Source organism: Streptomyces sp. 7N604 (assembly GCF_052245475.1).
GTDB lineage: Bacteria > Actinomycetota > Actinomycetes > Streptomycetales > Streptomycetaceae > Streptomyces.
On sequence record NZ_JBQQBX010000024.1, the window covers coordinates 27,611 to 39,823 of the forward strand.

The 12,213-nt window shown below is 69.5% G+C and carries 10 protein-coding genes and 1 pseudogene; 5 read left to right on the forward strand and 6 right to left on the reverse strand.

The annotated features are described in order from the left end of the window. Positions 1–185: 185 nt before the first annotated feature. The 4 genes from ACTWP8_RS25365 to ACTWP8_RS25380 all read right to left on the reverse strand — a co-directional run bounded on the left by ACTWP8_RS25365 (position 186) and on the right by ACTWP8_RS25380 (position 5,047). Complete coding sequence (locus ACTWP8_RS25365; RefSeq protein ID WP_443324439.1) at positions 186–1,148, reverse strand: zinc-binding dehydrogenase; 963 nt, start codon at positions 1,146–1,148, stop codon at positions 186–188. Positions 1,149–1,356: 208 nt separating this feature from the next. Continuing rightward, positions 1,357–2,910 (reverse strand): alkaline phosphatase D family protein, encoded by a 1,554-nt coding sequence (locus tag ACTWP8_RS25370; protein ID WP_443324440.1) that lies wholly within the window; start codon positions 2,908–2,910, stop codon positions 1,357–1,359. 43 nt (positions 2,911–2,953) lie between these two features. Continuing rightward, positions 2,954–3,547, reverse strand: coding sequence for a phosphoesterase (locus ACTWP8_RS25375; RefSeq protein WP_443324441.1), 594 nt, complete (start codon positions 3,545–3,547; stop codon positions 2,954–2,956). A 291-nt stretch (positions 3,548–3,838) separates the two neighbouring features. Continuing rightward, on the reverse strand, positions 3,839–5,047 hold the full coding sequence (locus tag ACTWP8_RS25380; protein ID WP_443324442.1) for an NAD(P)-dependent malic enzyme: 1,209 nt from the start codon (positions 5,045–5,047) through the stop codon (positions 3,839–3,841). 502 nt (positions 5,048–5,549) lie between these two features. Between ACTWP8_RS25380 and ACTWP8_RS25385 the strand changes: the two genes are divergently transcribed. From ACTWP8_RS25385 to ACTWP8_RS25400, 4 genes are all read left to right on the forward strand, one after another. Further along, entirely contained in the window at positions 5,550–6,512 is a 963-nt protein-coding gene (locus tag ACTWP8_RS25385) for an ABC transporter substrate-binding protein (protein WP_443324443.1), read from the forward strand. A 56-nt stretch (positions 6,513–6,568) separates the two neighbouring features. Continuing rightward, complete coding sequence (locus ACTWP8_RS25390; RefSeq protein WP_443318343.1) at positions 6,569–7,507, forward strand: amino acid ABC transporter permease; 939 nt, start codon at positions 6,569–6,571, stop codon at positions 7,505–7,507. A 5-nt stretch (positions 7,508–7,512) separates the two neighbouring features. Beyond that, the gene (locus ACTWP8_RS25395; RefSeq protein WP_443324507.1) at positions 7,513–8,265 is read left to right on the forward strand and encodes an amino acid ABC transporter ATP-binding protein; all 753 of its coding nucleotides are present in this window, start codon (positions 7,513–7,515) and stop codon (positions 8,263–8,265) included. Positions 8,266–8,578: 313 nt separating this feature from the next. Beyond that, complete coding sequence (locus tag ACTWP8_RS25400) at positions 8,579–9,247, forward strand: CGNR zinc finger domain-containing protein (RefSeq protein WP_443324444.1); 669 nt, start codon at positions 8,579–8,581, stop codon at positions 9,245–9,247. Between the two features lie 95 nt (positions 9,248–9,342). Here ACTWP8_RS25400 and ACTWP8_RS25405 read toward each other — a convergent pair. Beyond that, positions 9,343–9,720, reverse strand: a pseudogene (locus ACTWP8_RS25405) (S24 family peptidase); the annotation flags it as partial. 149 nt (positions 9,721–9,869) lie between these two features. Between ACTWP8_RS25405 and sodN the strand changes: the two are divergent. Further along, positions 9,870–10,265, forward strand: a complete 396-nt coding sequence (gene sodN / locus ACTWP8_RS25410; protein ID WP_443324445.1) for a superoxide dismutase, Ni — start codon at positions 9,870–9,872, stop codon at positions 10,263–10,265. Positions 10,266–10,521: 256 nt separating this feature from the next. On the opposite strand, the gene ACTWP8_RS25415 is transcribed toward sodN, so the two are convergent. Next, a complete protein-coding gene (locus tag ACTWP8_RS25415) occupies positions 10,522–12,072 on the reverse strand; it encodes a UvrD-helicase domain-containing protein (RefSeq protein ID WP_443324446.1) in 1,551 nt (516 codons plus the stop codon). Positions 12,073–12,213: the final 141 nt, after the last annotated feature.

Below are 12,213 nucleotides of genomic sequence, written 5' to 3' on the forward strand. Positions count from 1 at the left end.
CTCCTCGTCCATCGGATACAGCCCGATCGGCTGCCGACGTGCTCATCCGATGGATGGACGGGGAAGTTACGGGTGTCGGCGAGGCTCGCCGTGCCAGATCGATTCTGCGGGCCGCGCTCACCGCGGGGCCGCGCCCATCGCGGGGCCGCGCTCACCGCGCCCCCGCACTCACCGCGCGCCCGCGCTCAGACCGTCAGCACGACCTTGCCGAAGAGGCCCCCGCCCGCCATCTTCTCGAAGCCCTCCCGGGCCCGGTCCAGCGGCAGCACGGAATCGATGACCGGCCGTACACCCGTGGCCGCACAGAAGTTGAGCAGGTCCTCCAGCTCGTCCTTGGTGCCCATCGTCGAGCCGACGACCTTCAGCTCCAGGAAGAAGATCCGGTTGAGCTCCGCGGACTTGGGGCTGGGGCCGCTCGTCGCGCCGGAGATGACCAGAGTGCCGCCCGGCTTCAGCGACTTGACGGAGTGCGACCAGGTGGCGGCGCCGACCGTCTCGATCACCGCGTCCACCCGCTCCGGCAGCCGCGCCCCCGGCTCGTACGCGTCGATGGCGCCCAGGTCCACGGCCCGCTTGCGCTTGGCCTCGTCGCGGCTGGTGGCGTACACGCGCAGCCCGCCCGCCTTGCCGAGGACGATCGCGGCGGTCGACACCCCGCCGCCCGCGCCCTGCACGAGGACGGAGTCCCCGGGCCGTACGCCCGCGTTCGTGAACAGCATCCGGTACGCCGTCAGCCAGGCGGTCGGCAGGCAGGCCGCCTCCTCGAAGGACAGCTCCCTCGGCTTGGGCAGGAGGTTCCAGACGGGGACGGCGACCTGCTCGGCGAAGGTGCCCTGGTAGCGCTCGGTGAGGATGGAGCGCGGCTCCTTCGGGCCGACGCCGTGGCCGGTCTGGCCGATGACGGAGTGGATGACGACCTCGTTGCCGTCCTGGTCGGTCCCGGCGGCGTCGCAGCCGAGGATCATCGGCAGCGACTCCTCCCCGAGGCCGACGCCGCGCAGCGACCACAGGTCGTGGTGGTTGAGCGAGGCGGCCCTGACGTTGACGGTCGTCCAGCCGGGGCGCGCCTCCGGGGCGGGACGATCGCCCAGCTCGAGGCCGTTCAGCGGCTGGTCACGGTCGATACGTGCGGCATAGGCGGCGAACATGATCCCGAGACTATGACGCGGGCCGGACGCGGCGGAACCGCACACCGGTGTGACGCGCGCCGCGGTCGCTCACAGCCGGGGTGACGGAGCCCCGAGGCCCGCGATCACCGGGGGGCGAACCACGACCCGTATGCCGTATCAGTCAATCCCCGCCGGATGGCGGCTGCTGGTGGCGTACCGCCCGTCCTGCCGAGGACGATCGCGGCGGTCAATCCCTCCGGTACTGCGCGGGCGAGTCCTTGGTCTCCGGGTCCTCGTACGAGCCCGCCCTGCCCCGGTCCACGTGGAAGGTGGTGAGCGTGGTGACCGGCGAGGCCGGGTCGCGGCGGTCCGCGATCACCCGCATATGGGTGGACCACCGCTCCGGCGTGACCTCGTACACGTCGTAGCCGTAACGATTCCCCTCGAAGTACTGCAGATGCGGGTTGGCCCTGCCCATGACCGGACCGTTGGTCTGGTTCCAGTCCGCGGAGTACCCGCCCGAGGTGACCGAGTGGGCCGTGAACTCGGTGCCGACGACGGGTGAGGACGCGTCGTCGAAGTCGGGCCGGACGTCGTCCACGAAGGCGGAGTGCCAGTCGCCGGTGATGATGACGAGGTCCTCGAGGCCGGAGTCGTGAACGTGCGTCAGCACCTCTTTCCGCTCGGCGAGGAAGCCGTCCCACTGGTCGGTGAACATGTACGGGCCGCCGGGCCTGCCGCGCAACTGGCTGAGCATGATCGAGTTGGCCCAGCAGTGCCAGGCGTCGGGCGCCCGGTCGATGCCCTGCTTGAGCCAGCTCTTCTGCTCGGCGCCCAGGATCGTGCCGTCGGCGAGGTTCTGCGCGGACCGGTACGAGCGCAGGTCGAGCACCGTCACCTCCAGCAGGTCGCCCCACCTCCGCACCCGGTGGATCTCGGGGTCGGGCAGGGCGGACGCGCCGCTGTCGCGGTGCGGCATGTGCTCGTACCAGGCCTGGTACGCGGCCGCGCGGCGCTGCATGAAGGGCGCGCCGCCGCCCGTGCCGCTGTAGTCGTTGGCGACCTCGTGGTCGTCCCAGGTCAGGAACCAGGGGTGGGCGGCGTGCGCCTCGCGCAGGGACGCGTCGCCCTTGTAGAGGGCGTGCCGGACCCGGTAGTCGGCGAGGGTGAAGATCTCGGGCCCGTTGTGGTCGCGGACGGCGTCGCCGCCGACCGGCCCGTGCTCGTAGATGTAGTCGCCGAGATGGATCACGAAGTCGAGGTCCTCGCGGGCGATGCCGCGGTGCGCGGCGTAGAAACCGTCGTGGAACGCCTGGCAGTTGGCGGAGGCGAAGCGGACCCGCGGGACGCTGCCGACGGGTGCGGTCTTCGTACGGCCGGTACGGCTGCGCTTGCCGAGCGCGGTGAAGGCGTACCAGTAGTGCCGCCCGGCGCGCAGCCCGCCGACCGGCACGTGCACGCTGTGGCCCAGCGTCGCGGAGGCGGGCGCCGTGCCGCGGGCGACGACGCGCTTCAGCTCGCTGTCCTCGGCGACGACCCAGCCGACCTCGACGATCTCCGGCAGCTGCTGCTCGGCGGCGAGCGGCTCGGGCGCGAGCCGGGTCCACAGCACGACGCTGCTCGGCTGCGGGTCGCCGGAGGCCACGCCGAGCGTGAAGGGCGCGGGGTCGTAGTCGGCGCCCAGCGCCTCGGCGGCCTCGCGCGCCTGCGCGGGCGAGAGACCGGGGCTCAGCGGCCAGGCGAGGTTGAGGGCGCCCGCTGCGGCCGCGGCCTTCAGCAGATCACGGCGGTTCAGCTTCACGACCGGCCTCCGGCGGTGGCTTCGAGGGTCAGGACACGACGCTTCACGACCGGCCTCCGGCGTTGGTGCCTCCGGTGGGCTCGAGGGTCAGCGATATCGCGTCGGCGTAGCCGTCGTTGGACGTGCCGCTGCCGGAGCGGGTGAAGACGAGCAGCAGCCGGGCGGTGCGTGCGCCTGGCGGCACGGCGGCGCCGACCTTCCGCTCGACGAGGCCGGTGGCCGACTTCCGCTCGGCCGCGGTGACCGGGCCGAGCACGGCCAGCGCGAGCGGGGTCCCCTGCGCGTCCCGGAACTCCACGGAGAGCCGGGCGCCGTCCTCCTGCGTCGCGTAGCCGCCGAGCCAGGCGCTCGCGGTGAACCGCACGTCGCCCGCGTCCACGGCCGGGTGTCCGGTGCGCCCGGTCGCGGGCAGGGTCACGTCCTGCACGAGGGCGGTACGGGGCGAGTTGCCGCCGGAGAAGAACCGGCTGCCGCGCTGCGCGGGCCCGGGGTCGCTCGGCGTCGGGTATCCCCCGCCGACCGCGTACCCGACGAGCGCCGGCGCGCCCTGTCCGACCGTCCATCCTGTGACCGACGGGACCGGCTCGGCGGTCCCTCCCGGCCCGCTCTCGGCGTCCCCGTTGACTACGAGATTCACTGGCGTATGCCTCCCCAACTCCCCGTCCGGCGCTGCGACTCAGGCATCAGGCATCCCACCAGTCACGAGTGAACCAGCGGAAGACCGCAGCGGAACGATGAGGGCGGCGCGGGCCGTTCCCTACGACCCGTCAGCCCTCGTCCGGGGGGACGGGTAACCGCCGAGCCCGGTTGCTCGGGTGGGCGGGTGGGAAGAAGAGCCCGCCGCGGGCGGGCGTCAGGGTGCGAGACGGGCCGTGGCCCACCCCGAGGGGCGAGCCACGGCCCGTACGAACGATCCGCCCGGCGGTGGCTACCGCCGTGCGACGCCCTCCGCCCTCGCCGCCGCGGCCACGGCCGCGGTGACCGCCGGAGCGACCCGCTCGTCGAACGGCGACGGAATCACCTTGTCCGCGCTCAGCTCGTCGGCGACCACCGCCGCCAGCGCCTCCGCCGCCGCCAGCTTCATCCCCTCCGTGATCCGCGACGCCCGCACCTGCAGCGCGCCCGCGAAGATCCCGGGGAAGGCCAGCACGTTGTTGATCTGGTTCGGGAAGTCGCTGCGCCCGGTCGCGACCACGGCCGCGTACTTGTGCGCAACGTCCGGGTGAATCTCCGGGTTGGGGTTGGCCATGGCGAAGATCAGCGACTTCTTCGCCATCTTCGCCACCGCCGACTCCGGAACCGTCCCGCCGGACACCCCGATGAAGACGTCCGCACCGTCGAGCGCCGACTCCAGCGACCCGGTCAGCCCCGCCTTGTTCGTGAAGCCCGCCAGCTCCCGCTTCACATCCGTCAGGTCCTCGCGGTCCGCGCTGACGATGCCCTTGCGGTCGCAGACCGCGACATCGCCGATGCCCGCCTCGACGAGGATCCTGGCGATGGCGACCCCCGCCGCGCCCGCGCCGGAGATCACGGCGCGCAGCTGCCCGAGCGTACGCCCGGTGAGCTGCGTGGCGTTGCGGAGCGCGGCGAGCGTGACGACGGCCGTGCCGTGCTGGTCGTCGTGGAAGACCGGGATGTCCAGACGCTCCTGGAGCTTCCGCTCGATCTCGAAGCAGCGGGGCGCGGAGATGTCCTCCAGGTTCACCCCGCCGAAGGACGGGGCGAACCGGGCGACCGTCTCGACGATCTCGTCCGCGTCCCGGCAGTCCAGGGCGATCGGGACCGCGTCGACGCCACCGAACTGCTTGAACAGGATGGCCTTGCCCTCCATCACCGGAAGGGAGGCCTCCGGCCCGATGTCGCCGAGCCCGAGCACCGCGCTGCCGTCCGTCACGACGGCCACGACCTGGGACTTCCAGGTGTAGTCGTGGACGAGCTCCGGCTGCTCCGCAATGGCGCTGCACACCTTCGCGACACCCGGCGTGTAGGCGAGGGACAGGTCGTCCTTGTCCCGGACCGGGACGGTCGCCTGGACGGCCATCTTGCCGCCGCGGTGCAGGGCGAAGGCCGGATCGAAAGGCTCGCCGTCGTCCGTCGTGTCGCTATCGCCGCGAGGATTCACGATCTCCGCTGCCACTTGTTGACCCCTTTGTCTGAATTCTGTCGAGGGTGGCCGCTCCAGGAATGAGGAGCGGGCGGGCACCGCGTCCGCGGCCCTGCGCGGCGGATGGCCGCTGCGCGGGGGGAGGTACGGACGCCGGGCGCGCCGCACACGCGCCCTGAGCCCCGGGTGAGGGGTGTAACCATCGTTTCTACCGCACGACTGCGGCCTGGAACGAGTCGCTTTCGTCACGCGGGTGTACGGCGCGAGGTTTTTCGGCCCCCGCCAACCGGCCGGGGACATATCACGCAAAGGAGTCGCACTGCGGGAACCGCACTTCAGCGGGCGGCGGCATACGCTCGACATGCGGTTACGTGATCCCGGTGACGGGATCGCCCGTTATCCGATTTTGACATGGCTGGCCCCCTGTTCGGAGCCGTCCGGATGGCAAGATGCCTCAATCAATCACACGAGGTCGCGACACTCGACGCTGTGCCCGACCCATCGGCTACTCCCTGACTCTCCGGAGGAACCACCAATGACCGCAAGCACCACTCGTCGCCCGGCCGCTGCCCGTACCCGGTTGGCCGCCGCCGGCGCGATCGCGGTCGCGGGCGCCCTGCTGCTGACCGCCTGCGGTGACCAGACCGAAAAGGGCGGCAACGGCGACTCGACCGCCGCGGGCGCCGAGGCGCCCCTGTTCTCGAAGCTGCCCAAGGACATCCAGGACTCCAAGGTCATCAAGGTCGGCTCGGACATCGCGTACCCGCCGGTCGAGTTCAAGGAAGGCGGCAAGACCGTCGGCCTCGACCCGGACCTGGCCGACGCTATGGGCAAGGAGCTCGGCGTGCGGTTCGAGTTCCAGAACGGCACGTTCGACACCCTGCTCACCGGCATGCGCTCCGGCCGCTACCAGATCGCCATGTCGGCCATGACCGACACGAAGGAGCGGCAGAACGGCGTCGACCCGGAGACCGGCAAGAAGATCTTCGAGGGCGTCGACTTCGTCGACTACTTCACCGCGGGTGTCTCCATCTACACCAAGAAGGGTCAGACCAAGGGCGTCGAGACCTGGGACGACCTCTGCGGCAAGACGGTCGTCGTCCAGCGTGGCACGGTCTCGCACGACCTGGCCAAGGACCAGTCGGCGAAGTGCAAGAAGGGGGGCGAGAAGGTGATCACCATCGAGCCCTTCGACACCGACGTCGAGGCCCAGACCCGGCTGCGCGCGGGCGGCGCCGACGCGGGCGCCAGCGACTTCCCGGTCGCCGCGTACGCCGTGAAGACCTCCGGCGGCGGCAAGGACTTCGAGCTCGTCGGCGAGCAGGTCGAGGCCGCGCCGTACGGCATCGCGGTCGGCAAGAAGAACACCCAGCTGCGCGACGCCCTGAAGGCGGCCCTCGAGTCCGTGATCAAGAACGGCGAGTACGACAAGCTCATGGACAAGTGGGGCGTCCAGGACGGCGCGGTCAAGGAAATCAAGATCAACGGCGGTTCCTGACGTACGACCTCCCCCGGATTCGTACGGCTCTCGAGGAACGCTGAAAGGCAACACCCGTGACTGTTCCGATCGACAAGACGGGCCCGGAGGACGCGCCGCCGCCGGGCCCGCCGCCTGAGACCATCAAGGCGATTCCCGTCCGGCACTACGGGCGGTGGGTATCCGGCCTCGTGGTGCTGGGGCTGCTGGCGCTGGTGGTGAATGCTTTCGCCGGTGCCGACATCAACTGGTCGGCCATCCCGGACTTCATGTTCGACTCCAGCGTGCTGGAGGGTTTGTGGAGGACGGTGCTGATCTCGGTGCTGTCCATGGTGGTCGGCCTGGTGCTGGGCATCGTGCTGGCCGTGATGCGGCTGTCGAAGAACCCGGTCACCTCCTCGGTGGCCTGGGGCTACATCTGGTTCTTCCGCGGCACCCCGGTCTTCGTCCAGCTGATCCTGTGGTTCAACCTCGCCCTGGTCTTCCCCTACATCAACCTGGGGTTCTACCGGGACGAGATGAGCGACTTCATGACTCCGTTCATGGCCGCTCTGCTGGGTCTCGGCCTGAACGAGGCCGCGTACATGTCGGAGATCGTCCGGGCCGGCATCCAGTCGGTCGACGAGGGCCAGACCGAGGCCTCCCACGCGCTGGGCATGACCCACGGCAGGACGCTGCGCCGGGTGGTGCTGCCCCAGGCGATGCGGGTGATCGTGCCGCCGACCGGCAATGAGTTCCTGAACATGCTCAAGACCTCGTCGCTCGCGGCGAGCGCCTGCCAGTACCCCGAGCTGCTGCGCTCCACCCAGGACATCGGCCAGACCTCGGGCGCCGTCGTCGAGATGCTGTTCCTGGCCGTGTTCTGGTACCTGGTGCTGACCAGCGTCTTCAGCGTCGGCCAGTACTACCTGGAGCGGTATTACGCTCGAGGCACGGTGCGCAGCCTGCCGCTCACCCCGCTCCAGCGGATCAGGGCGTTGGGCATCTTCAAGCGGTCCCCGGAGGTGCGGGCATGAGCGCGATGGTCAAGGCCGAGGGCGTGCACAAGTCCTTCGGCGCCGCCCACATCCTCAAGGGCATCGATCTCGAGGTGGCCCCGCGTGAGGTCTTCTGCCTGATCGGACCCTCCGGCTCGGGCAAGTCCACCTTCCTGCGGTGCATCAACCACCTGGAGAAGATCAACGCCGGGCGGCTGTACGTGGACGGCGAGCTGGTCGGCTACCAGCAGCGGGGCGACAAGCTCTTCGAGCTCAAGGACAGCGACGTCGCGCGCAAGCGGCGCGACATCGGCATGGTGTTCCAGCGGTTCAATCTCTTCCCGCACATGACCGCGCTGGCCAACGTCATGGAGGCCCCGGTCCAGGTGAAGGGGGAGACCAGGGCGGTCGCACGGGAGCGGGCGCTGCGGCTGCTGGACCGGGTGGGCCTGGGCGACAAGGCCGCGTCCTACCCCTCGCAGCTGTCCGGCGGTCAGCAGCAGCGGGTGGCCATCGCCCGCGCGCTGGCCATGGAGCCGAAGCTGATGCTCTTCGACGAGCCGACGTCGGCGCTGGACCCTGAGCTGGTCGGGGACGTGCTGGATGTCATGCGTGGCCTGGCCGAGGACGGCATGACCATGATCGTGGTCACCCACGAGATGGGCTTCGCCCGCGAGGTCGGCGACGCGCTGGTGTTCATGGACGACGGCGTCGTGGTCGAGTCCGGCCACCCGCGCGACGTCCTGACCGACCCGCAGCACGAGCGCACCAAGTCGTTCCTGTCGAAGGTGCTGTAGGCATACATCGCGTGGGGCCCTCCGCAGTGCGCTTGCTGCGGAGGGCCCCACGCGTCGTGCGGCAGCACGCGTTTGTGCGGTCGTACGGGCGTGGGCTCACTGGAGCCCGAGGTCGCCGCGCGGCCGGGTTGCCGAAGATCTTGTAACGCTCGGCCGCCGGCCTGGCCTGCCAGGCCGCCCAGTCGGCGCGCGGGCCACCGTCTCCGTCATCCCGTCCCCCTCCACCTCGTCCGCACTCGTAATACGCTCGAAGCGGCAACGTCTGTTACACGGGCCCGCGACCGACGCGAGACCGCATCCGTAAGGACTACAAGTGGAACTGGCCTATTACTCGGACTATGCCGTCCGCCTGGTCAACAGTGAGGACCCGCCCCGCGGCAAGGACGGGCTCACGTCGGTCGATGCCGTACGGGCTCTCTTCGGTGACGGCTCGCAGGCGGCGCGGCGCGCGACCGACGCCGACGTGACCCGGCTGCGCGCCGTACGGGCCCGGCTCCGCGCCGTCTTCGAGGCGGCGGACGAGGGCGAGGAGGTCCGGGCGGTGGACCTCCTCAACGCGCTGCTGATGGAGTTCCCGGTGAGCCCGCAGGTCTCCGGGCACGAGCTCCGCGACGAGGACGGCCGCCCCAAGTGGCACATGCACATCGCCGACCACGCGGCGAACGCGACCGCGGGCTACACCGCGGCCGCCGTCATGGGCCTCGCCTTCCAGCTCACCGACCTGGGCGTGGACCGCCTCGGCATCTGCCGGGCCACGCCCTGCCGGAACGCCTATCTCGACACGTCGACGAACCGGTCCCGGCGCTACTGCTCGGACCGCTGCGCGACGCGCGCCAACGTGGCCGCCTACCGCGCGCGCAAGCGCCTGGAGACGGAGCGGTCGGGCCGGCCGCCCGGCGACCTTACGGACGAGGGCGCGGCGGAGCGCACGAGCCGCACGGCGGAGAAGACCCAGGCCAGCAGCGCGGCCGGCGACCGCTGACCGTCGAGCGCGCCCAGCGGGCGCAGCCGCACACGGGCGCGGGCGAGCACGAACTCCTCCGGCACGGGGCCGAATTCCCGGCTGTCGTTCTCGGTGTACGGGTTGTCGCCCAGCACCCACCAGCCGTCCTCGCGCCGCTCCACGGCACGCTTCACGATCAGCAGGTCCTGCTGCATCGGGTGGCGCAGCATGATGACGTCACCGGGGCGCACCGGGGCCCCGTAGTGGACCACGAGCCGGTCGCCCGGCTTCAGCGTCGGCACCATCGAAGGACCGACGACGTCGGCGAGCCCGAAGGCCCGAGCCGCCCGCTGCTCACGGTCCGGCTCCGGCTCGCGCCCGAGACCGTGCCCACGGCGCTGACCGCGTTCGCTGTGTCCGCTGTGTTCACCGCGTACGCCGCGATCACCGCGCTCGCCGTCTTCACCGCGCTCGCCGTGTTCAAAACCCTGCCACCGGCCACCTTCCGGCATCCGGCACCTCCCGGCTCCCGGTCCGTTCCTCCACCAGTACCAGCCTGACACTGGACTTTTGTCCTAAGCCCCCTGGGGCACTCGCGAAAACGCCTCGCCCAGGGAGTAATCTCCCACCTGAGAAGACGATCACGAGGAAGGACAGCTCTATGCTCTCCCGCCTGTTCGCCCCGAAGGTGCAGGTCAGCGCCCACTGTGACCTGCCCTGCGGTGTTTACGACCCGGCCCAGGCCCGGATCGAGGCCGACTCGGTCAAGGCCATCCAGGAGAAGTACCAGGCCAACGAGGACGTGCACTTCCGCGCCCGGGCCATTGTCATCAAGGAGCAGCGCGCGGAGCTCGCCAAGCACCACATCTCGGTGCTCTGGAGCGACTACTTCAAGCCGCCGCACTTCGAGAAGTACCCGCAGCTGCACCAGCTGGTCAACGACGCCCTGAAGGCCGCGAGCGCCGCCAAGGGCTCGACGGACCCGGCGACCGGCCAGAAGCTGCTGGATCTGATCGCCGAGATCGACAAGATCTTCTGGGAGACCAAGAACGCCTGATCTTGATTTATCCCCTCTGACCTGTGGTTTTCTTCACCGCAGGACGTTTCGGTCCGCACCCGGTCCGCAGGACTCCGAGCACGGAGTCCATGACGGACCGGGTGCGGTCGTATTCGCCGGTCCACAGGGTGCGCGTAGATCCGCAGGATGATGACGGCGGATGCCTGCCCGAGCACCACCTGGACCTGCCGGACGCGGAGGGCCTTGTCGGTGATCCACGTGACTGCATCGCCCGCGATCGCCGCCTCCTGCCACGTCACTCATGCTGGGTCTTGTCCTCATGCGCAAGGGGCCCGAGTTTGTCCCAGGGGCTGGATGCATGCGACCGCCCTGGCGGGAGAGGGTTTGCAGTACCTGGCTGGCCTTGGGGGTGTGAGTGGATCCATGTCAGGCCGCCGATATCGAGCTGGTGGCGGGCGCGGGTCACGGCAACGTATGCGAGACGCGCTTCGCCGGGGTGAATCCGGCCGGGGCGGCCGAGAGCGTCTGGTTCGGGCTCGGGAAAGTCGTCACCGATGCGTACGCTCGACCACTCACGCCCCTTGGCCTTGTGGACGGTGGAGACGGTCACATCGCATTGGTCCTCCGCTCCGAGGCGGTCCACGGCGCCGAGTGCGGCCTCGGTGCCGATGTCGTCGATCAGCTCGACCCAGGGGAGAAGGTCGGCGCCATTTGGATCGTTCTCGGCGTACTCCTGTAGCTCGCCCCACGTCTTGAACAGAAACAACTCGTGGTGACGGGTTCCTTTGCCTGCCTTCAAATCACGTGCGGCCATGGCCAGACTGCGCAACGAGCCGCCTCCGCCGGCCATGGCAACCTGACGACCGTCATCCATGAGGTGTAGCACTTCGCTCATCGCTCCACCGTTGGTCCGGCACAGAATCGCGTCCGGACTCTTGGCCTCCTCGATCCGTGTCGTGATCTCGGAGTGCCCGGTCAGGCGTAGCGGGGAGCGCGTGATGGCAAGCCAACGGTTGGCTTCATCTGCCAGTGCAGAGCCGAACCGGAAGGACTGTGACAAGCTGAGGTGGGTGCCATTGAAGCCGGTCATGATGTCGCGAGCGCCGCGCCAACTGTAGATCTGCTGGGCGGAGTCACCAACCAACACCAACTGGGCGTGATCACGCTGCCCCATGAGGACATACTCCAGGGCGGGATTGGTGTCCTGAGCCTCGTCGAGGAGTAGGTAGTCGCCGGCGATGTAGGGATCAGTTAACTGCCAGACCTTCAGGTAGTGGTCATGGTCGACCCGCAGTTTGTCACCGTCGGGGCGACAAAGATCTTCCCAGGCGTGCTGTGCGTAGGGCAGGACAGCGCTCGTAAGGACACGATGGATCTGCGGGTCCTCGGCGCCGCGCTGAACGGGAACGTGCTGAGGGCCCAGCTCGCGGTCCGCGGACTGGCAGTACCGCAGCACTGTTTGTTTGGTGACATATGCCAGATTAGTTGCCTCGAAGACCTTATGCCCCACGGTCAATGCCCTGCGGAGGCCAAGGATTTCCGCCGTCCTCCATGCCGGTACGCGTGCACCTCCGAACCGGTGCCGGTACTGATATCCGACGGCGCGATAGGCGAGTCCGTGGCCCGTGCTGCACTGTACGCGCGACGGGAATCGACTGGCCGCCTCGTCTTTGATCGCCCGGTTGAACGCGATGTAGACACCGCGGCGCGAGAGGTCGGAAGCAGCCAGTAGCTCCAGGGTGGAAGTCTTCCCCGTGCCCGCGCCGGCCTGCAGGACCAGATCGTCGCCGGCAGTGAATCGTCGAATGGCAGCCTCTTGCTCCTCCGTCGGCCTCAGCAAGGTCAACTCCCGCTCTCCCAGCTCTCGTGCGGCGCCCGCCGCTGCGATCGTTCCCCTACAGGCGGAGGGTGCCAGATCCCGCTGACATGCGCGGCCAGGAATTCGAACACCCCGGAAATCTGTCCGAATTCTTCAGCTCGCTCGGGG